Source organism: Micromonospora sp. NPDC005173 (genome assembly GCF_040608515.1).
GTDB lineage: Bacteria > Actinomycetota > Actinomycetes > Mycobacteriales > Micromonosporaceae > Micromonospora.
Window position 1 is genome coordinate 29,770 of record NZ_JBEXIK010000033.1, and the last position, 20,628, is coordinate 50,397.

Below are 20,628 nucleotides of genomic sequence, written 5' to 3' on the forward strand. Positions count from 1 at the left end.
CTCGGCGCACTACGGACGCCGTTCGGCGCAGCGCTTTCCGCGCACCGATCGTGACAGCGGTCACAGGGTCGTAGCCTCCGGCCGTTACATCGCTTGTTACGACTTCCCGGAGGTGTGTCAGATGGCTGCACCCGAACCGGAGGCGACCACCACGGCGCCAACCAGGGCGAAGGACCACAGCCCCTGGAACTGGTTGCTCTTCATCCCGATCGTGGTGCCGCTGATCCCGGTCTTCTTCAATGGCGACTCACCCCGGATCTTCGGGTTCCCGCGTTTCTACTGGCTGCAGTTGGCCTGGATCCTGCTCGGCGTTTCCACCACGACGCTGGTCTACCAGTTGACAAAGAAGCGGGGTGAGCGGTGATGTGGCGTGATCATCTCACCGAGATCATCGTCTTTTCCCTGTTGTTCCTGCTGGTCAGCGCGATGGGCTTCGTGGCCGCCCGCTGGCGGGCGCCGAAGGACATGGCGCACCTCGACGAGTGGGGGCTGGGCGGGCGGAGCTTCGGTGGCTGGATCACCTGGTTCCTGGTCGGCGGTGACCTCTACACGGCGTACACCTTCGTGGCGGTCCCCGCGCTGATGTTCGGGGCCGGTGCGGCCGGGTTCTTCGCCGTGCCGTACACGATCGTCGTCTACCCGCTGGTCTTCCTGGTGCTGGTCCGGCTCTGGTCGGTCTCGCACCGGCACGGCTTCGTCACCCCGGCCGACTTCGTCCGTAAGCGCTTCGACTCCCCGGTGCTGGCGCTGCTGATCGCGATCACCGGCATCGTGGCCACGATGCCCTACATCGCGCTGCAACTGGTCGGCATCGAGGCGGTCCTCAAGACCATGGGCGTGACCGGGGAGAGCACCCTGGCCCGACACCTGCCGATCATCATCGCGTTCGCCATCCTGGCCGCGTACACCTACCAGTCGGGGCTGCGCGCGCCGGCGCTGATCGCGTTCGTCAAGGACAGCCTGATCTACATCGTGATCCTGGTGGCGGTCATCTACCTGCCCTACAAGCTCGGCGGTTGGGGAGACATCTTCGACGCGGCGGACGCGAAGTTCCAGGCGTCACCGAACCCGAACGACGGCGTCCTGCTCAACGCCAACAACCAGCTCCAGTACGTCACACTGGCGTTCGGTTCGGCGTTGGCGCTGTTCCTGTACCCGCACAGCATCACCGGCGTGCTGGCCAGCCGGAACCGGAACGTGATCAAGCGGAACATGTCGGCGTTGCCGGCGTACAGCCTGCTGCTCGGGCTGATCGCGCTGCTCGGCTACATGGCCATCGCGGCCGGGGTGAAGCCGCTGCCGGGAGCGTCGGACGGCAGTGTGGACAACAACACCATCGTGCCGCTGCTCTTCGACCAGCAGTTCCCGGACTGGTTCGCCGGAGTCGCCTACGCGGCGATCGGCATCGGCGCGCTGGTGCCGGCAGCGATCATGTCGATCGCGGCGGCGAACCTCTTCACTCGCAACATCTACAAGGAGTACCTGAAGCGGGACGCCAGCCCGGCGCAGGAGGCGAACGTCTCGAAGATCACCTCGCTGGTGGTCAAGGTCGGCGCGGTGGCCTGCATCGTCTTCCTGGACCCGCAGTTCTCCATCGACCTCCAGCTCATCGGCGGCGTGATCATCCTCCAGACGCTGCCGGCGGTGGCGCTGGGCCTCTACACGCGCTGGTTCCACCGGACCGCGCTGATCGCCGGCTGGGCCGCCGGGATGGGGCTCGGCATGTGGATGCTCTACCAGGTGGCCAGCCCGACCCGGAAGCACTTCGGCGGCTCGGCGTTCCCGCTGGAGAAGTTCGGCTTCGACACCCCCAAGACGATCTACGTCGGCATCGTGGCGGTGTTGGTCAACCTGGCGGTCGCGGCGTTGCTGACGCTGGTCCTGCGGGCGGCCAAGGCGAACGAGGGAGTCGACGGGACCACTCCGGACGACTACTCCGCGGACGAGGGCGACCCCCGGGTCACCCCGGGCACCGAGCGCGGCGCCGACTCGGCCCGCGAACCGGTCGCCTAGCGCCCCTCGCGAAGGACGGGCCCCTCATCGACGCCAGGCGTTGATGAGGGGCCCGTCCTTTCTTGTTGGCCTGGTGCGTCTGGGGCCTGTCCCTTGTTGTCGGCCTGGCGCGTCTTGGGCCTGGTGCGTCCTGGGCCCAGCGCGTCTTGGCCTGGCTTGCGGCGGGGCTCAGCGCGTCTGGGGCCTGGCTTGCGGCGGGGCTCAGCGGGGGCGGTTGCGGGATTCCAGCGCCTCGTTGAGGCGGCGCAGCATCAGCGCCAGGGTTTCCCGGTCCTCGGTGGGCCAGTCGGCGAGCATGTCGCCGTAGAGCCGGGTCCGTGCGGCCCGCACCGCCGCCATCCGGTGCAGGCCCGTGGCGGTGGGGGAGATGACCGTGCCCCGGCCGTCGGACGGGTCCGGGCTGCGGGTGATCAGACCGTCCCGCTGTAGCGCGGACACCTGCCGGGTCACGGTCGAGCCGTCCAGGTTGAGCCGGGCGGCGAGCGCGGAGACGTTCTGCGGACCGGCGGCGTCCAGATGGCGCAGGATCACGTACGCCGCCCGGTCGAGGACCCGGTGCTCGGCGGTGCCGGTGGCCCGCCGGGTCGCCTCGCCGAGGCGCAGCAGCAGGGCCACCTCGGTCTCGATCTGGCCGAGGGTGACCTCGTCGGCGTCGGCATCGCTGGCCCGGTAGGGGTCATCGCTCATAGCTGTATGATACAAGATAAGTATCTGTATCATACAGCTAGTTGAGGAGTCGGAGTGGATCGGCGTTCCGAACCGAACCGCAGTGCCATCTACGCCACCACACTGGTGGCCTTCCTCGCCATCGCCGGCATCGCCGTCGTCGACCCGATCCTGCCGGTCATCGGCGACGCGATCGGGGTCACCGCCTGGCAGGTCGAGCTGCTGTTCACCGCGTACATCGCGGTGATGGCCGTCGGCATGATCCCGGCGACGCTGGCCAGCGGCCGGTTTGGTTTCAAGCCGGTGCTGATCACCGGCGTCTCCGTGGTCGGCGTGGCCGCGATCCTCGCCTCGCTCAGCAACAACATCGTGCAGCTGTCCGTGCTGCGCGGCGTCTGGGGGCTGGGCAACGCGATGTTCTTCGCCACCGCCATGGTGGTGCTGGTCAACCTGGCCGTCGACCGGGAATGGGTGGTCGGCCTCTTCGAAACCGCCCTCGGTCTCGGCTTCGCCGTCGGCCCGCTGATCGGCGGCCTGCTCGGCGAGGTCAGCTGGCGGCTGCCGTTCTTCGTCTGCGGCGTGTTCATGGTCCTCGCCCTCGGTGTGGCCGCCCGCAAGCTGCGCGAGCCGACCAACCGGCAGCCCCCGGTACGCGTCGGCCAGATCTTCTCCACCTACCGCCGGCCGGCGTTCATCGCGCTCTGCGTGGTGACCGCCGCGTACAACTTCGTCTTCTTCGTGGTGCTCGGCTACACGCCGCTCTTCCTGGGCCTGGACGTCATCCCGCTGGGGCTGGCGTTCACCGGCTGGGGCCTCGGCCTGGCCGCCGGCATCCTGGTGGTCGGCCACCGCCTGGCCCACCGGATCGGCGCGGTGCAGACCGTCGGCATCGCCATCGCAGGCCTGCTGGTCTGCATGGTCCTCTTCGCCACCTCGACCAGCACCGCCGAGGCGCTGGTGGTGCTGGTGCTCTCCGGGCTCTGCATGGGGCTGGCCAACGCCAACCTCACCGACCTGGCCCTCGGCCTCGGCTCCAGCGACCGCCGGGTGGCCACCGGCGCGTTCAACCTGATCCGCTGGGGTGCCGCCGCGCCAGCGCCGATCATCTCCGGCAAGCTCGCCGAGCACTCGCTGTCACTGCCGTACTGGGTCGGCTTCGGGGTGCTCACCGTCGGCGTGCTGGTCTACCTCGCCTTCGCGCACCTGATGGCCGCCGGCTACGGCGAGCGGGTGCTCTGGTCCCGCTGGAACCGGACCGCCGCCGACACCGAGCACGCCCCGGAAGAGCCGGTCGGTGAGGCGTACTGACCGCCGGCAAGGGTCAGGCTGATCGCCGGCCGGGGTCAGGTCAGCGCGCGCCAGAGCAGGTAGAGCCCGATCACCGTCCCGAACACCACGATCAGCGTCTTGAGCAGCGCCGGCGGCAGCCGGCGGACCACCCGGGCGCCGGCGTACCCGCCGACCAGCGTGGCCGGGGCGACCACCGCGACGGCGGCCCAGTTCACCGGCCCGAAGAGGGCGAACACCACCAGCGTGGTGCACCCCACCACTGCCGAGAGCAGATTCTTGATCGCGCTGACCCGGGCCAGCGTCGCGTCCAGCACCAGGGCCAGCCCGGCGACCAGCATCACCCCGAGCGCCGCGCCGAAGTACCCGCCGTACACCGCACCCAGCGCGACCATCGTCTGCACCGCGACCGTCCGCTGGCGCGGCGACAGATCCCGGGGGTGACCGACCAGCCGGCGCAGTGGGTCCTGGAAGGCGAGCAGCGCGGTCGCGCCGAGCACCAGAAACGGTACGGCCAGCTCGAACGCGCGGGCCGGGGTGGCCAGCAGCAGCAACGCCCCGAGGATCGTGCCGACGACCGTGGTGGGCACCAGGGTGGCCAGGGCCCGACCACGCGGCAGATCCGCCCGGCTGCCCGCCACGCTGGCCAGGTACCCGGGAAACACGGCGACGGAGTTGCTGACGTTCGCCGGCACCGGAGGCAGCCCGATCGCGATCATCGCCGGAAAGGTGATCAGCGAACCGCCACCGGCCACCGCGTTGACCGTGCCAGCGGCGAGACCGGCGGCGAGCAGCAGCGCGGCGTGGGAGAGATCCATAGCCCCACGAGGCTAGCCCCCGCCTGGTCGGGCGGGCACGCCGGACTCCCCGGCCCCGCGACCTCCCCAACCGCCCCTGACCTGCGCGATCTTGCCCAGGCGGGGCGGCAATACCGGCGGACCGTTCGTCGTTAGGATGAGAGCGCGACGGACGAGTCGACCGGGCGGCCGCGTCGGCGGGCTTCGGCCCGCCGCCGAGGAACGTCCGGACTCCACAGGGCAGGGTGGTTGTTAACGGCAACCCGGGGTGACCCGCGGGACAGTGCCACAGAAAACAGACCGCCGACCCCATCGGGGACGGTAAGGGTGAAACGGTGGGGTAAGAGCCCACCAGCACCCCGGGTGACCGGGGTGGCTAGGTAAACCCCACCCGGAGCAAGGCCAAGTAAGGGCCGTCACCGCAAGATGACGACCCCGCGCAGACGCTTGAGGGCTGCCCGCCCGATGTCTGCGGGTAGGCCGCTGGAGCCTGCCGGCAACGGCAGGCCGAGATGGATGGCCGCCGCCGGCGCAAACCCTTCGGGGTACGCGCCGCGCACAGAATCCGGCGTACAGGTCGACTCGTCCGTCGCCCACCAGCTCAGAGCCGCACCACCCGCAGCAGCGCAACAACGTCCGAGCGGACCGTCCCGGTCAGTCGAGCACCTCCACGGTGTCACCGACGCTGACCGTACGACCTTCGCGGGACGGTCCGCCCGGTTCGGCCCGCACCGTCATCTGGAGACCGAAGAGGAGCTTCTGGCCGATGTTCCGCCGTGCGGCGAGCATCCATAGCGGCTCCCGACCCCGCTCCCCGGTCTCCTGGTCGATCGTCGCGACCAGACAGCGGCCACACTCGTTGGCACCGTGGAACACGGCCCCGCCGATCCTGATCCGCCGGCCGACCCAATCGCCCTCGGCCCACGGCGCGGCACCGCTGACCACCAAGTTGGGGCGGAACTGGATCATCGGCAGCGGCCCTTCGGTGCTGCCCGAGTCCAGCAGCCAGCCGTTGAACGCGTCCAGCGACGCGGTGTTGGCCAGCAGCAGCGGAGTGCCGTCGGCGAAGCTCACCTCGGCGCTGGAGCCGGCCGGAACCGGCCAGGGAACGAGGTTGCCGGTGGGGTCACCGAGCCAGACCAGCCGGGCGGTGCGCCCCAACAGCCGGTTGAGCCAGTCGTCCGCCTCGGGGCCGGCGGCGCGTACCGATGAGGGCGGCCGCCCCCGGAACACCCGGACCTGGATCGCCTCGCCGCTGGTCGGTTCGGCCAGATCGAGCGGGCCCAGGCCCGGCGCGTCCAGGGTCAGCCCGCCCGGCCGGGATACCGCCCGCACCGTCACCAGTTCCCGGTGCTGGCGCTGGGTCAGGCCGAGCCCGTGTTCGTCCACGATCAGCCAGCGCCGGTCGCCGTCCAGGCCCCACGGCTCGACCCGCACCCTGTCGCGGTCCATCCGGCGGCACCCCTTCACCGGGTACGTGTGAATCGAGGCGACCCGCATCCGGTCAGGATGACATGACGCGGCGTGACGCCGGTGCCCCGCTCCGGCGGCCGCCCGTTACCAGGCGACCCCGGTTGTCGTCAGGTTCCACCCCTGGTCCCGGCTCAATCCGACGTCCAAGTTGACTCATCCGTCGCACCCAGCCCAGAACCAACTGGCTGTCAGGCTGGCCCGGTCATCGCAGGTGTGCGCGCTCGTCGACGACCCGCCGGGGTTCGGTGAGGAAGATGTCGACGGGGACCGGGCCGTGCGCGATGTTCAACGTGTCCAGCCGGTAGTGCCAGTTACCGCTGCGATGGCCGGTGAAGCGGTAGTTGATGTGCCAGCGCGTCCACTCGCCCGGGGCGAGTCGTACGGCGGGTGGACGGCGATGGCGGCGGGGCATACCCCAGGAGGACGGGACCAGGTCGACGCGGAGCATTCCGTCGGCCAGGTCGAGGCGGACCACGTCGCGGGACGGTGGCCCGGCGCGCAGGTCGGCCTGTGGCTGGAACCCGTCCGCCTCATGCATCGTGACCTCGTGAGTGCAGGGTGCGCCGCTCTCCGGTAGGGCGAACGCGACCGGCAGACGGTTGCGGCGGACGGCCTGTTGGCCTCCGCGGGACTGCTTGGTCCACGAGGCGCGGACCCACTGGGCGACGACGTACACGGCTTGGATGTTTCAGGCTTTCCGGGCTCCTGGCAATCCGGTTACGGGCGGGGGACTGCTCGTATGGCCACGAGGCCGGGGTGCCGCGTTCTAGGCTCCGAGATATGGCGGCGGCGTGCCCATCTTGAGCTGGCACATAAGTCCGGGCAGTGCCTTCACCTCATGATTCCCCTCGCGAGGCGCGAACTCAGACAGAGAGGAAGCACGCATGGCTGTCAAAACCAAGACGCGTCCAGGCACCACGGAGATTCGGCCGTTCACGGTGGAAATCCCCGAGGCGGACCTTGATGACCTGCGTAGGCGCATCGGAGCCACGCGCTGGCCGGAAAAGGAAACTGTTGACGACCAGTCGCAGGGCGTGCCGCTAGCGACGATTCAGGCCGTCGCGCGCTATTGGGAGAAGGAGTACGACTGGCGCAAGATCGAGACGAGGCTGAACGCCCTACCGCAGTTCATGACCAATATCGACGGGCTGGATATTCACTTCATCCACGTCCGCTCGAAGCACGAGGATGCGCTGCCGCTCATCGTCACGCACGGGTGGCCCGGGTCGGTGATCGAGCAAATGAAGATCATCGAGCCGCTCACCGACCCCACGGCGCACGGCGGGAGTGCGTCGGACGCCTTCCACCTGGTGATCCCATCGCTGCCCGGCCACGGCTTCTCGGGCAAGCCGACCTCGCCGGGCTGGGGTCCGGAGAAGACTGCGGCTGCCTGGATCGAACTGATGAAGCGTCTCGACTACACGCGATTCGTCGCGCAGGGCGGCGACTGGGGTGCGGTCGTGGTGGATCTGATGGGGCTGCAGGCACCACCGGAACTGCTCGGCATTCACACCAACATGGCTGGCGCGGTGCCGCCCGAGATCGACAATCTGTTCCAGGGCGATACCACCGGAGCGAACAACGCCATGGGTTCGCTGCCGTCCAATCTGTCCGCCGACGAGATGCGTGCAGCCGAGGAGCTGGACTACGTCTGGAAGCACGTCGCCTATGCCCTCATGATGGCGACGCGCCCGCAGACGCTGACCGGCTTGGCGGATTCCCCTGTCGGCCTGGCGTCCTTCCTGCTCGACCACGATGCGGCCAGTATGGCGCTGATCGCGCGGGTCTTCGAAGGAGGCACCGAGGGCCTCACCCGCGATGACGTCCTGGACAACATCTCGCTCTACTGGCTGACGAACACGGCGATTTCCGCGTCTCGTCTCTATGCGGAGAACAAGCTGTCCTTCTTCGCCGCCAAGGGCGTCTCCATCCCGGTCGCCGTTAGCGTCTTTCCCAATGAGCTCTATGAGGCTCCGCAGAGTTGGGCCGAGCAGGCGTATCCCAACCTCATCTACTACAACAAGCTCGACAAGGGCGGGCACTTCGCGGCCTGGGAACAGCCGAAGATCTTCTCCGAAGAGCTTCGCACCGCTTTCCGGTCGCTTCGCTAGATGGCGGTGTCCGACCGTCCGCACATGCCGTCGCTCGGCGGGGCGACCGGGTGGCTCAACTCCGAGCCACCCGGCCCCGCCGAGCTGGGTGGCCGCGTCGTCCTCGTGAACTTCTGGACCCTGACGTGCATCAACTGGCTGCGCCAGGAGCCGTACGTCCGCGCCTGGTCGCAGGCATACCGAGACGACGGTCTGGTCGTCATCGGGGTGCATACGCCGGAGTTCTCGTTCGAGCACGACGTCGACTGGGTCCGCCGGGCGGTCGCGGCGCGATCAATCGACTACCCGGTCGCGGTCGACAACGACTACGCGATCTGGAGCGCCTTCGACAACCACTACTGGCCGGCGCTCTACTTCGTCGACGCTGACGGTGTCATCCGCGACGACCACTTCGGCGAGGGGCGCTACGAGCAGTCCGAGCGCGTTCTCCAGCAACTGCTCGGCATCGAGCGCGAGCCCGTTCCCGTCGAAGGCCTCGGCCCGGAGGCAGCGGCCGACTGGGACAACCTGCGTACGCCCGAGACGTACCTCGGTTTCAGTCGCGGCGAGCACTTCGCGTCGCCGAACGGCGCCGCGCTCGACGAACGCCGCGTCTACGAGCTGCCGGAGAGCCTGGGCCTCAACCAGTGGGCCTTGGCGGGCGAGTGGACGATCGGGCCGGAGAACGTCGTGCTCGACCGGCCCGGCGGCAGCATCGCCGTCCGGTTCCACGCACGCGACGCGCATCTCGTGCTGTCTCCCGGGGCGCGACAGCCGATCCCGTTCCGGGTGCTTCTCGACGGCGAAGCACCGGGCGCGTCACACGGCGTCGACGTCGACGAAGACGGCAACGGCGTACTCCAGGACGGCCGCCTCTACCAGCTCGTACGCCAGCACGACGCGGTCCGCGAACGGAGCCTGCAGATCTCGTTCGGCGAGCCCGGCGCCGAGGCGTACGCCTTCACGTTCGGGTAGGCCCGATCAGCGACGCAGGTCGACCGTGCTGACGGTGCCTGAGAACGGTGAGATGGTACGGATCTGAGAGCCGGGGCGCAGGCGGGTGTCGGTTGCGTACCGGTCGGCGAGCGCCTTCTCCGCGGCCTCGTCGCCGTCGTCGGCGGCGAGCAGCAACGCGGCGATCTCGTCGACGAGCGTGAGGTCGGCATCGGCGAAGTCGTCGGTCATCGCGTCGAACCCGTCCCAGAGCAGCAGCTCGTCCTTCTGCCGATGGGCGAGCTCGTGCAGGACGTAGTCGTAGATGAACCACGCACCGCGGATCGGCGATTCCGGGGCCACGCCGTAGACGTCGGGGTCGATCGCCCCGGCCCGGTACGCCGACCACACCCGCGCTGCCGAGTCGAAGAGCCCTGCCGCCGGGTCGATGTCGTAGCCGTCGAACCGCCAGTCGCCGGCCGGATCGATTTCCGGGTCGGCCCAGACCCAGCGTTCGCCGTTCCAGTACTCCGCCAGCACGTGATCGTGGTGCCAGCCGGGCGTGAAGTAGGAGGCGAAGCCGACCCGGCTGCGGCTGGGGATGCCGTGCTGACGGAGCACCGCGACCGAGAGCAGCGTGTGGTCCCGGCAGCAGCCGGCTACCCGGTCAGCGGTCGGACGCTCGGCGCTGAGTGGCATGGAAAATCGGGACTGGTCGGTGTCGAGGATGCGGTCCACCCAGCGGCAGTTCACCTCGTCGAGCCGCTCGGTGGGCAGCTCGACGCCGCCGGCCCGGTAGTGGACGATCACGTTGCGGGCGGTCGCCGCCACGGTGGCGATGTCGGGGGGCACGGCGTCGAGCAGTGCGGCGTGCCGACCGGGGTCGCTGTACGGGGAGTGTCTCCGGTAGTCGTCGATGTTCATGAGACGAGTCTTCGTCCTGCCACCGTGTCAGGGTCAAGGTGCCGGACCGGGATAGGGTCGACTGCTGTGACAGCGCCCGAGATCACCATCGCCAGCCCAGCGGACCGTGACACGGTGGTCGGCTCGCTGGTCGCCGCGTTCATCAAGGATCCCGTACTGCGGCACCTGTTCCCGGACGAGGAAACCTATCCGCGGTACGCCGCCGCCTTCTTCGGGCACCTCTTCGACAAGCGGGTGCACAAGGCGACGATCTGGACGATCGGTGGCGGTGCCTCGGTCGCCATCTGGGAGCCACCGGCAGCCGGCCACGAATCGCCGGACGGCGACCTCGCCGCTCACTACCCCGCCGAGGTGCTGGCTCGCGTTCAGGCCTACGACGAGGCCGTGCACGCCGCACTGCCGGCGTTCCCGTTCTGGTATCTCGGCGTCCTGGGCACCCACCCCGACAGCGCCGGACGTGGTTGGGGCCGTCTCGTCATGAGGGCGGGGCTGGATCGCGCCTCCGCGGACGGCCTGCCGGCGATCCTGGAGACCAGCAACCCGGCCAACGTCGAGCTGTACCGCCGCGCCGGCTGGGAGGTGGTGCGTTCCGTGGCAGACCCGCTGCCCACCTGGATCATGCAGCAGCCGACCCGCTGACACCGGCGACTCCGCGCGCACCCGACCGTTGCGGGCACCGGATGTCGGGTGGGCGGCCTGCCCCGCCGCCTAGCGTCGGTGCTCGAAAGGGAAGGAGACCCGGGTGCTGGAGCGGCTCAACGAGGCCATGGCGTACATCGAGCGGCACCTCGACCAACGGATCGAGGTGGCCAACCTGGCGCGGATCGCGCTGACGTCGGAGTACCACTTCCGACGGCTGTTCTCCGCGCTGGCCGGCATCCCGCTGTCGGAGTACATCCGTCGGCGTCGGCTCACCGTCGCCGGGGCGGACGTGCTGGCGGGGGAGCGGACGCTGCTCGACATCGCGGTGCACTACGGCTACGGCTCGGCAGAGGCGTTCGCCCGGGCGTTCCACGCCGTGCACGGCGTGGCACCCGGCGAGGCCCGGCGTACGGGGGCCGCGCTGCGCGCCCAGCCCCGGATGTCCTTCCGACTCACCGTTGAAGGGAGCGGCAGCATGGAATATCGAATCGTCAGCAAGGACGCGTTCGCCCTGGTGGGGCGCAGGGCCCGGGTTCCGCTGGTGCACGAGGGGATGAACCCGGCGATCGTCGCGTTCATCCGGAGCATCGACCGGGAGACGGCAGAGCGGATCGAGGCGCTCTCGGATCAGGAGCCGGCCGGGATCGTCAACGTCAGCGACAACCTTGCCGACAGCCGCGCGGAGGGCACCGAGTTGGACTACTGGCACGGGGTCGTCACCGCCGCCGCGCCGCCGGAGGACCTGGACGCACTGCCCGTGCAGGCCGGGACGTGGGCGGTCTTCACCACCTCCGGCGCGTTCCCGCAGGCGGTGCAGTACCTGTGGCGGGACGTGTTCACCCAGTGGTTCCCGTCCAACCCGTACCGCAGCCGGCCCGGCCCGGAGATTTCGCGGGTGCGGGTGTCCGCGGACGGCGGTCAGGCGGACGCGGAGCTGTGGATTCCCGTCGAACGGGTACCCACCCCTATGTAGAATTTCGATACAGTGTTGGGATGCGGATCACCATTCCGGTCGCCAAGGTGCTGGCGGCGTTGCTCGCCGAGCCTGAGGCGGAGCGGTACGGGCTGGACCTGATGCGGATGACCGGCCTGGCCAGCGGCACCCTCTATCCCGTGCTGCACCGGTTGCGGGCGGCCGGCTGGCTGGCCGCCGACTGGGAGGCGATCGATCCGGTGGCGGCGGGCCGGCCGGCCCGCCGCTACTACCGGCTCACCGCCGAAGGGGTGGCCGAAGCCCGCCGGGCGATTGCCGACCTGCGGGCCGCCATCCCCGACGTTCGTCCATCGTGGGGCGGCGCCGGGCCCACCGAGGCACCGGCATGGTGACCCGCCGCGCCGCCGAGGTGTTGCTGGCGATCGCCGCGCGACGCTGGCCGGCCGACCTGCGCGACGACCTGCGCCGCGAGTGGGACGCCGAGTTGCACGTGCTCGCCGCGAGCGGTCACCGGACGAGGATGGTGGGCTTCGCCGTGAGTCTCGCCGTCAGTCGGGCCGGCGCCCCGCTCGTCGACCGCGCCATGATGCACCGGCGGGCCCGCCGTACCGCAGCCGCGTTGCTCCTGGCCCCACTCGCCTGCATCGGGATCGTGGTGGCCAGCGCGCTGGCGATGAACCCGGTCGAGACCTGGCTGATGACGATGGGAGTGAGCTGGTCGACGCGGGCGCAGAGGCCGCTCTGGGCCGCGCTCACCGTCGGGTTGGCGGTGCTGCTGGCGGTGTTCGCCGCGCGCTGGGCCCGACACACCGCGCTCGACGGCTCGCTGCGTATCGCGCTCGGCGTGGTGCTCCCGGTCGGTGCGGCCGCGGTCCTGCTCCTGTACGCCACCAACGCCGACAGCCTGGCCAGTTCCGTACCCGGTCTGCTGCTCTGGCTCGCCGGGCTGACGCTGGTCCTCTGGGCCGCGGCGGGTCTCGCCGCGCGGGACCGGGTCCGGGCCGCCTGGGGGCTCGGGGTCCTCGGCGCGCTCGTCGCCGCCGACCTCGCGGTCATCCTCGCCGTGTTGGACAGCATCCCGGGCGGCACCGGCGCCGGCCCGGGGATCGGTGAGATGCCACCCGGCACCGTCGACCGGATCTCCGCGCCGCTGTGGCTCTTCGCCTGCTGGACCGACTGGAACTTCGGCCTGCCCCGGCCCATCCCGTGGGAGATCTTCCTGATCACCAACGAGGTGCTGGTGGAGCCCATGATCTACCTGGCGTGCACGCCCTACGCGCTCGCGTACACCATCCGGGCGGCCCGGTCGGCGCCCACCGCGCCGGTCGCCCTCGCGCCGGCCCCGACCTCGTCGCCGGCCTGACCCGCGCAGACTCAGCTGGGCACGTCGTCCCACGTGGTGCCCAGCGGCAGGAAACCGGCCGACTGGTTGTCGCGCAACGCGTAGGCGATGACCAGCAGGGCGTGCGCGTCCAGCTCGGGCAGCCGGTCCATCGGGAACCACCGCACGGCCAGCGACTCGTCGTCATTGACCCGGGCCGTGCCAGCGACGACCCGGCAGACGAAGCCGAGGTTGAGGTACTCGCAGCGGTCCCCGTTGGGGTAGGTGTGCGGGTGCGAGACGGCGCTGGACAGCCGCACCGGCACCACGTCCAGACCCGTCTCCTCCCGCACCTCGCGGACCAGCGCGGTGGCCGGCTGCTCGCCCGGCTCGACGAACCCGCTGATCACCGACCAACGCCCGTCGTCGGCGCGCTGACCGAGCAGCAGCTCACCGGCGTCGTTGCGGACCACCGCGCTGACGCTGGGCAGCCAGAGCAGGTCGTGACCGACGTGCTTGCGCATCCGCAGGATGTAGTCCGGTACCGCCATCCGGCGATCATAGGCCGCGACTCCGCGGCCATCGCCGTCCCGCGACCCCGCGTCGAGTGTCAGGCCGACCAGTTGACGGTACGGCGGAAGCGCTCGTACTCCCTGGCGAGTTCGGCGTCGATCCGCTCCATTCGGGCCTCGGTGAGCACCACCGCCGGGTCCTGCCACGGTCGGCCGGTGAGCATCCGGCGGCGCAGTCCGGTCGGCGGGTGGGCGGCGAACAGCGACGCCTCGTCACGGACCGACAGTTGGCGCAGCAGCGGCAGCCGATCGGCGCTCGCGGCGCGGGCCTGGGCCAACGCCGAACGCCACCGGTCCGGGCCGTGTCCCGCCCGGGTCTCCCGGCGCACCGCCAGCGCCATCGACTCGGCGGCGAGCAGGGCGTCGAGCAGATCGGTCGCGGCCGTCGAGCCGGCCACCCGCGCGGCCAGTTCGTCGGCGAGGTACTCGGCGCGCTGGCTGTCCCGCAGCGCCACGCTCACCAGCAGCAGGTAGGCGACGAACAGAACCCGGGACACCACCCACTGGAACGCCCGGCCCAGCGCGTCGCCCACCATCTCCACCAGCCCAGCGCCGACACTGGTTCGCACCGGCCGGAACAGGTCGGCAGCCGAGCCGAGCATGGTGAATGCGGGCTGGGTGAGCAGGCCCCGGCGTGGGTCACCGTTGACGAAGTGACCGAGCTCGTGGCCGAGCAACGCCACCCGCTCGCCGGCGGTGAGTGAGCCCCACAACGGCAGCCCGAGGCAGAGCACCTTCCGGCGGCGCAACCCGACCGCACCCGCGTACGCGTTGATGTCGCCGTCGACGCCGACCACGTCCGGCATCGGTGCCCCGATCGCCGTGGCCACCTCACCGATCAGCGCGAACAGCTCCGGCGCCCGGTCCAGGGAGAGCACCTCCAACTCCGGGTCGAGCCGGCCGAACCGGGGCCGCAGCGCGACCGCCAGGCCGACCATCGCGACACCCGGCAGGATCGCCAGGTTGGGAAACGGGAACGCCACGATCAGCCATACGCCGGTGACCGCGAGCGCGAGTACCGCCGCGACCAGCACCAGCGACGCCACCGCGGTCACCGTCCGGGCGCCACCGGACCCGCTGGTACCCAGCGGCCGCCCGACCAGCCGGGTGAACTGCCGCCCGGTCGCCCGGAACGCCATCCGGTAGGTCCAGCGGTCGACCCAGGGCCAGCCGAACTCGCGTTCGCGCCGCATCAGGTCGTACGTGTCCAGATTCCACTCGCAGTTGGGGCACCAGGGCAGCGCGTCGCGTACGGACGCCGTCGTGGCCCCACACCCCGGGCACGCCCCCGTGCCGGTCACCGTGTTGATCACGGGGACCGATCCTGCCCCGAGCTGCCGTACGCGGGAACTGGCCGTTCAGCCGACGGCCGGTGGCGGGCGAAGTGTCCCGGCCTGGGCTTTCTTTCGGTGTTCCGGCCCGGGGCGCCGTAACCGGCTCTACTGTGGAGAAGGTCGGTGACTTGCGTGATCCGGTGGCGGCCGGTCGGTTCGCGGTGCACAGTGATTCCCATGAGCGACAGCGGACGTGGTGGGCAGTTCTACTGGTGCACCCGGCACCACCGGGTTGAGACGGACGCCGACGTGTGCCCGGCGAAGCACGTCCTCGGCCCGTACGACTCGGCGGCCGACGCGGAGAACGCCCTGCAACGAGTGCAGGAGCGTAACGAGGCGTGGGAGGCCGAGGACGCTCGTTGGGCCGGGGAGGACAGGTAGACGGCGCGGGACGGCCCGCGCCGAGGTACTCAGTGCTCCGCGAGGAGACACGCGAGAGCACGTCCCCAAGGAGGGAACCGAGATGGCCGAAGCACAGCAGGCCACCACCCGCCCGGCCGCCCGGCGTACCACCGCGAAGAAGACCGCCGCGGCGGAGCGGAACACGGGAGCGAGCCGGACCACCCCCGTGCGCAAGTCCACCGCGGGTGCGGCGGCGGCGAAGGCGCCGGCCAGGAAGGCAGCCGGCGGGGCGGGGCGTGCCCCGGCCAAGAAGACCACCACGGCCGCCAAGGCTCCCGCGAAGAAGGCCACCACCAAGGCCTCCACCGCCGCCAAGAAGGCGCCAGCGAAGACCTCGACCGCCACCCGCAAGACGACCGCCACCGCGAAGCGGACCCCGGCGTCCGCTGCGAAGAAGACCACCGCCGCTGCGAAGAAGACCACGGGTACGGCGAAGAAGACCACCAGTGCCGCGAAGAAGACCACCAGCGCCGCGAAGAGGACCACCGCCTCGGCGGTGAAGAAGGCCACCACCGCGGCGAAGGCACCGGCGCGTAAGACCGCGACCAAGGCTTCCACCGCGAAGAAGACGGCCGCCAAGAAGGCTCCGGCGAAGAAGACGACCGCTGCGGCGAAGAAGACCACGGGTACGGCGAAGAAGACCGCGGCCACCCGCCCTGGCGGCGGCGCACGCAAGGCCGCGGCAAAGAAGGCCCCGGCCGCGAAGTCGACCGGCACGTCGTCGACCGCCGCCCGCAAGGCGGTGGCAAAGAAGGCCCCGGCGAAGAAGACCGTCGCGGCCAAGGCGCCGGCCCGCAAGGTGACCGCCCGCAAGTCGCCGGCCCGTCCGACCGCCGCCCGGGCCACCGCGCCCCGCGGTACGCGGACCACCGCGCGGAAGGCGACCGGCTGACCGCAGGCCGTCCGGCACCGGATCGCCCGGCAGGGCCGACGCGGTTCTCCGGCAGGCCCGACGCGGCACTCCGGCGGGTCTGCCGCGGTTCGGCCGGTGCGCCGGCGGATATCTCGGCCGGTCACCGGAAGCGGATCACCGGCGGCACTGTCAGGATTGACCCGTGGTCATCCGACGCGTACTCGCGCCCCGCATCGACTTCGGCACGCTGCGCCGCGAGCTCGGCCTGCCCGAGGGTTTCCCGGCCGCCGCGCAACACGAGGCTGACGAGGCGGCCGCCGCGCCGCCGCGACCGCCCGTCGACCGTACCGACGTACCGTTCGTCACGGTCGACCCGGCCACGTCCCGGGACCTGGACCAGGCGATGCACCTCGCCCGCCGCCCGGGTGGCGGCTATCGGGTGCGGTACGCGATCGCGGACGTCGCCGCGCACGTCGGCCCCGGCGGCGCGCTGGAGGCGGAGACCTGGCGGCGAGGGCAGACCATCTACCTGCCCGACGGCCACGTGCCGCTGCACCCGCTGACGCTCAGCGAGGGCGCGGCCAGTCTGCTGCCCGACGACGACCGGGCCGCGGTGGTCTGGACCATCGACCTGGACGCCGACGGCGGCACCGTGGCCGTCGAGCTGGAACGCGCCCTGGTCCGCAGCCGGGCCAAACTCGACTACTCCGGGGTGCAGGCGGCGGCGGACGGCGGGCGACTGCCCGACCCGATCGCGCTGCTGCCCGAGATCGGTGACCGACTGACCGCTCGGGGACTGCGTCGTGGCGCGATCAACCTGCCCTTGCCCGAGCAGGACGTGGAACCCGACGGCGAGGGCTGGCGGCTGGTGTTGCGCGGGCCGGTGCCCATGGAGGAGCACAACGCGCAGATCTCCCTGCTGACGGGGATGGCCGCCGCCGACATCATGCTGGCCGGCCGGGTCGGCCTGCTGCGCACCATGCCGGCTCCGAAGCCGGAGGCCGTGCAGCGGCTGCGGGCCGCCGCCGCGCCGCTGGGCGTGCACTGGCCGGACGGTGTTGGCCCGGGCGAGGTGATCGTCGGGCTGGACCCCGCCCAGCCGCGCGCCGCCGCGTTCATCGACCAGGCAGCCGAGCTGATGCGCGGCGCGGCCTACACCGCGTTCGACGGGACGCCGCCGGAGCAGCCGGAGCACGGCGGGGTGGCCGCCGCGTACGCCCACGTCACGGCGCCGCTGCGGCGCCTGGCCGACCGGTACGCCACCGAGGTCTGCCTGGCCCTGCACGCGGGCCGGCCGGTGCCCGACTGGGCGCGCGCCGCGCTGCCCCGGCTGCCCGAGGTCATGGCCACGACCGACCGGACCGCCTCGGCGGCCAGCCGGGGTGCGGTCGAGCTGGCCGAAGCGGTGCTGCTGGCGGACCGGGTGGGGGAGACCTTCGACGCGGCGGTACTGGACGTGGACGCCCCACCCAACGGCCGCTCCCGCCCCCGCCCGCCCGGCGGCACGGTCGCCCTGGACGCCCCGCCGGTGCGCGGCCGCTGCCTCGGCCAACTGCCGCTCGGCGAACGAGTCCGGGTCCGGCTGGTAACCGCCGACCCGGCTACCCGCACGATCCTGTTCGAGCTGGTCTGAAGGGGTTGCTGGCGGCCCTTTTCGCGCTGGTGGGCCGGTTGCCGGCGGGTCCTGTTCGAGTTGGCCTGGAGCGGCAGTTCGCTCCCGGCTTGGGTCGTCGTCGGGGCGCGTGGGCGGTGTCGGCCGGTGGTGGCGTCCGGGTCGGATCCCGAGCCGACGAGTTGGCAGCGCGGCGGGCGGGCAGCGGGAATTGTCACAGCGGCTGACGCTGCTGCCGGACCGGGCGGTTTGCGAGGATGAGCCCATGGCATACGACGCGAGCACGCTGCCCGACGTGTCCGGGCTGACGGTCGGCATCATCGGTGGCACCGGCGATCAGGGGCGGGGTCTCGCCTACCGCCTCGCCCGGGCCGGGCAGACGGTGCTGATCGGCTCCCGCTCCGCGGAGCGGGCCGCCGAGTCCGCCGCCGAGATCGCCGCGCTGCCCCGGATGCCGGCCGATGTCAGTATCACCGGTGCGGCCAACGACGAGGTGGCCCGGCGCAGCGACGTCGTGATCATCGCGGTGCCGTGGGACGGGCACGCCGCTACCGTCGCCTCCCTCGCCGAGCCGCTCGCCGGCACGATCGTCATCGACTGCGTCAACCCGCTCGGCTTTGACAAGCAGGGCCCCTACGCGCTGAACGTCGCCGAGGGCAGCGCCGTGCAGCAGGCCGCCGCGCTGCTGCCCGACTCCCGGGTCTGCGCGGCGTTCAACCACGTCAGCGCCCCGCTGCTGGCCGACCCCGAGGTCGACCGGATCGACCTGGACGTGCTTATCTGCACCGAGGACCGCGAGCTGGTCGACGTGGTCGGCGCGCTCGCCGCCCGGATCCCCGGGATGCGCGGCATCTACGCTGGCCGGTTGCGCAACGCCCACCAGATCGAGGCGTTCACCGCCAACCTGATCGCCATCAACAAGCGCTACAAGGCCCACGCCGGCATCCGCGTCACCGACCTATGAGCCCGCCGCGGCCCTGCTCTGCGCCTGTCCGCCGGCGGGCTTGGCACCGGCGAGCCCGTTGCCGGCGACCCTGCCCTCCGGGAGCCTACGTACCGGCGAGTCTGCCCACCGGCGAGCTTGTCTGCCGGCGGCCCGCGTACCGGTGAGCTAGCCAGCTCTGGGCGCGGTTGCCGGTGCGCCCGCTGCTGGACCGCTGAGTCGGTCCGATCGCGCGGGCTGGTCTTCGACGGGCGGTGTCCGGAGCGTTGGCCTGGCGAAGGTGTCAGCGTTGCTGAACGGTGTGCTCACGTCCGCCGGTGGTACTGGTTGCGGCGGGGGAGTTGGTCGGGATCGAGCCAGGCTGGCGGGACGAACTCCGGGTGGCCGTCGCCGCCCAGAAGGACGGTCCAGTCGCCGCGATGGATGTGCCGGTGGTGGTGTGCACAGAGCAACACCGCGTTCTGCAGGCTCGTCTCGCCGCCGTTCGCCCAGTGGCGGATGTGGTGGGCGTCGCACCAGCGGGGCGGGCGGTCGCAGCCTGGGAAGGCGCAGCCGCGGTCCCGTAGGACCAGTGCGCGCCGGAGAGGCCCGGTGACGAGTCGGCGTTGGCGGCCCACGTCGAGCACCTGGCCGGTGCTGCCAAGGATTGCGGGCAGGATGGCCGCGTCGCAGGCGAGCCGGCGGACCGCCTCCGGGGTGAGCTGGAGGCCGGTGTCCAGGGCTGCGGCGTCGAGCTGCCGGAGCAGGCTGTCGAGACTGGTGGTGACGACGATCTGGGCGGGCTCGCCGCCATGTACGGGTAGCTCCCCGGTGCGCAGGGTGAGCCGACAGAGGTCGGCGAGCGCGTCGTGTCGGCGTTGCCCGGGGGTGCGCGGGTCGTCCGGGCCCGACGGTGCGGTCAACGGCTCGATCGCGGCGCGCAGCAGGCCGGCCGCCTCGGCGTCCAGGCTGCCGGTCAGCCGGAGGCGGCCATCGTGCAGCTCGGACAGTGTGACGTGACGGTCTCGGGCCGACCGGTGGGCCTCGGCCTCCAACACGGCTTGGGCGGCGGCCTCGGCGACCTCCGGAGCGACGTGGTCGAGAATCCGCGTGCCGAGCCTGCGGAGCAGTGCCGGATCGAACTGTCCCGCCCACTCGACCAGCACGCCGACGGCCTTGTCGGCAGCGCCGGCGCCGGCGGCGGCGTGCACCGTGCTGACGGTGTCGCCGATGACCCGGGCCTGCTCGAGGCTGATGTCCCCGTCGGCCAACGCGCGACGTATCCCGGGGGCGGCGGCGTCCAGCGTGCCGGCGAGGTCGACCAGCTGACGGGCGGCGGGGACGGTGAGCCGCAGCCGGTGGCGCAGCCAGACCGCCGTCGAGGACGCGCCCTGTGCGACGGCGGTGCCCCGACCGTCCAGCTCGCGCACCAGGGCCAGCTGCATCGGCCGCCAGGCGCTGCTCGAGCCGGTGCGCGGCGTCGAGCGCCGCGACCAGCTCATGCTCCGCGACGGCCCAGGTGGCCACATCGAGGCACGCCGCCACCGCGCCTTCCGCCTGCGCCAACTCCTCGACCACGACCAAAGACTAGAACAGGTGTACGACAGTTTCAGCGGTGGTGATCGATTGGCGGCCCGGCGGCTTCCGCCCGTTGCCGGTGCCCGTTAGCGGTGCGGCGGCGGGGCTGGCCGGCCGACTGAAGCGTCGTGCCGGCCGGCCCTGCCGCCGTGGACCGTCCGAGCCGCGGACCTACGCGAGCCGCGGACCTACGCGAGCCGCGGACCTACGCGAGCCGCGGACCCACGCGAGCCGCGGACCGTCCGAGCCGCGGACCTACGCGAGCTGTGGACCGT

General features: G+C 71.4%; 20 protein-coding genes, 1 other RNA gene and 1 pseudogene. 14 read left to right on the plus strand and 8 right to left on the minus strand.

The features are described from left to right. Positions 1–121 precede the first annotated feature (121 nt). A complete protein-coding gene (locus ABZV00_RS27545; protein WP_328419034.1) occupies positions 122–364 on the plus strand; it encodes a DUF3311 domain-containing protein in 243 nt (80 codons plus the stop codon). Beyond that, complete coding sequence (mctP, locus tag ABZV00_RS27550; protein ID WP_328419033.1) at positions 364–2,013, plus strand: monocarboxylate uptake permease MctP; 1,650 nt, start codon at positions 364–366, stop codon at positions 2,011–2,013. The genes ABZV00_RS27545 and mctP overlap by 1 nt, the downstream gene beginning before the upstream one ends. Before the next feature lie 201 nt (positions 2,014–2,214). On the opposite strand, the gene ABZV00_RS27555 is transcribed toward mctP, so the two are convergent. Next, positions 2,215–2,700, minus strand: a complete 486-nt coding sequence (locus tag ABZV00_RS27555; protein WP_355611122.1) for a MarR family transcriptional regulator — start codon at positions 2,698–2,700, stop codon at positions 2,215–2,217. A gap of 54 nt (positions 2,701–2,754) precedes the next feature. On the opposite strand from ABZV00_RS27555, the gene ABZV00_RS27560 reads away from it, so the two are divergent. Further along, positions 2,755–3,987 (plus strand): MFS transporter, encoded by a 1,233-nt coding sequence (locus ABZV00_RS27560; RefSeq protein ID WP_355611125.1) that lies wholly within the window; start codon positions 2,755–2,757, stop codon positions 3,985–3,987. 35 nt (positions 3,988–4,022) lie between these two features. Here ABZV00_RS27560 and ABZV00_RS27565 read toward each other — a convergent pair whose 3' ends face one another. Beyond that, a complete protein-coding gene (locus tag ABZV00_RS27565; protein ID WP_355611128.1) occupies positions 4,023–4,784 on the minus strand; it encodes a sulfite exporter TauE/SafE family protein in 762 nt (253 codons plus the stop codon). Between the two features lie 152 nt (positions 4,785–4,936). On the opposite strand from ABZV00_RS27565, the gene rnpB reads away from it, so the two are divergent. Then, positions 4,937–5,352, plus strand: an RNA gene (gene rnpB, locus ABZV00_RS27570) — RNase P RNA component class A. A gap of 65 nt (positions 5,353–5,417) precedes the next feature. Here rnpB and ABZV00_RS27575 read toward each other — a convergent pair. Both ABZV00_RS27575 and ABZV00_RS27580 read right to left on the minus strand, forming a co-directional pair. Beyond that, complete coding sequence (locus tag ABZV00_RS27575; protein ID WP_355611131.1) at positions 5,418–6,263, minus strand: MOSC N-terminal beta barrel domain-containing protein; 846 nt, start codon at positions 6,261–6,263, stop codon at positions 5,418–5,420. 175 nt (positions 6,264–6,438) lie between these two features. Beyond that, the gene (locus ABZV00_RS27580; RefSeq protein ID WP_355611134.1) at positions 6,439–6,912 is read right to left on the minus strand and encodes a hypothetical protein; all 474 of its coding nucleotides are present in this window, start codon (positions 6,910–6,912) and stop codon (positions 6,439–6,441) included. A 208-nt stretch (positions 6,913–7,120) separates the two neighbouring features. On the opposite strand from ABZV00_RS27580, the gene ABZV00_RS27585 reads away from it, so the two are divergent. Further along, on the plus strand, positions 7,121–8,347 hold the full coding sequence (locus tag ABZV00_RS27585) for an epoxide hydrolase family protein (RefSeq protein WP_355611137.1): 1,227 nt from the start codon (positions 7,121–7,123) through the stop codon (positions 8,345–8,347). Beyond that, positions 8,348–9,301 carry a redoxin family protein gene (locus tag ABZV00_RS27590; RefSeq protein WP_355611140.1) on the plus strand — a complete coding sequence of 318 codons (954 nt, stop codon included), beginning with the start codon at positions 8,348–8,350 and terminating at the stop codon, positions 9,299–9,301. 6 nt (positions 9,302–9,307) lie between these two features. On the opposite strand, the gene ABZV00_RS27595 is transcribed toward ABZV00_RS27590, so the two are convergent. Continuing rightward, the gene (locus ABZV00_RS27595; protein WP_355611143.1) at positions 9,308–10,183 is read right to left on the minus strand and encodes a transglutaminase domain-containing protein; all 876 of its coding nucleotides are present in this window, start codon (positions 10,181–10,183) and stop codon (positions 9,308–9,310) included. A 66-nt stretch (positions 10,184–10,249) separates the two neighbouring features. Here ABZV00_RS27595 and ABZV00_RS27600 point away from each other — a divergent pair, with 66 nt between their 5' ends. From ABZV00_RS27600 to ABZV00_RS27615, 4 genes are all read left to right on the plus strand, one after another. Beyond that, positions 10,250–10,822, plus strand: a complete 573-nt coding sequence (locus ABZV00_RS27600) for a GNAT family N-acetyltransferase (protein ID WP_355611146.1) — start codon at positions 10,250–10,252, stop codon at positions 10,820–10,822. Between the two features lie 103 nt (positions 10,823–10,925). Then, entirely contained in the window at positions 10,926–11,798 is an 873-nt protein-coding gene (locus tag ABZV00_RS27605) for an AraC family transcriptional regulator (protein WP_355611149.1), read from the plus strand. Positions 11,799–11,818: 20 nt separating this feature from the next. Next, complete coding sequence (locus ABZV00_RS27610; protein ID WP_355611152.1) at positions 11,819–12,151, plus strand: helix-turn-helix transcriptional regulator; 333 nt, start codon at positions 11,819–11,821, stop codon at positions 12,149–12,151. After that, positions 12,145–13,122, plus strand: a complete 978-nt coding sequence (locus ABZV00_RS27615) for a hypothetical protein (RefSeq protein ID WP_355611155.1) — start codon at positions 12,145–12,147, stop codon at positions 13,120–13,122. The genes ABZV00_RS27610 and ABZV00_RS27615 overlap by 7 nt, the downstream gene beginning before the upstream one ends. Before the next feature lie 11 nt (positions 13,123–13,133). On the opposite strand, the gene ABZV00_RS27620 is transcribed toward ABZV00_RS27615, so the two are convergent. Both ABZV00_RS27620 and ABZV00_RS27625 read right to left on the minus strand, forming a co-directional pair. Further along, complete coding sequence (locus tag ABZV00_RS27620) at positions 13,134–13,631, minus strand: NUDIX domain-containing protein (protein ID WP_355611158.1); 498 nt, start codon at positions 13,629–13,631, stop codon at positions 13,134–13,136. A gap of 59 nt (positions 13,632–13,690) precedes the next feature. Then, entirely contained in the window at positions 13,691–14,965 is a 1,275-nt protein-coding gene (locus ABZV00_RS27625; RefSeq protein ID WP_355611161.1) for a M48 family metalloprotease, read from the minus strand. A 198-nt stretch (positions 14,966–15,163) separates the two neighbouring features. Between ABZV00_RS27625 and ABZV00_RS27630 the strand changes: the two genes are divergently transcribed. From ABZV00_RS27630 to npdG, 4 genes are all read left to right on the plus strand, one after another. Next, entirely contained in the window at positions 15,164–15,367 is a 204-nt protein-coding gene (locus ABZV00_RS27630; RefSeq protein ID WP_252417750.1) for a hypothetical protein, read from the plus strand. 82 nt (positions 15,368–15,449) lie between these two features. Continuing rightward, the gene (locus ABZV00_RS27635; RefSeq protein ID WP_355611164.1) at positions 15,450–16,280 is read left to right on the plus strand and encodes a histone; all 831 of its coding nucleotides are present in this window, start codon (positions 15,450–15,452) and stop codon (positions 16,278–16,280) included. A 163-nt stretch (positions 16,281–16,443) separates the two neighbouring features. Beyond that, positions 16,444–17,874, plus strand: a complete 1,431-nt coding sequence (locus ABZV00_RS27640) for an RNB domain-containing ribonuclease (RefSeq protein WP_355611167.1) — start codon at positions 16,444–16,446, stop codon at positions 17,872–17,874. Between the two features lie 244 nt (positions 17,875–18,118). Beyond that, positions 18,119–18,817, plus strand: a complete 699-nt coding sequence (npdG, locus tag ABZV00_RS27645) for an NADPH-dependent F420 reductase (RefSeq protein ID WP_355611170.1) — start codon at positions 18,119–18,121, stop codon at positions 18,815–18,817. A gap of 284 nt (positions 18,818–19,101) precedes the next feature. On the opposite strand, the pseudogene ABZV00_RS27650 reads toward npdG, so the two are convergent. Next, positions 19,102–20,353 (minus strand): annotated as a pseudogene (locus ABZV00_RS27650) (DUF222 domain-containing protein). Between the last annotated feature and the right edge of the window lie 275 nt (positions 20,354–20,628).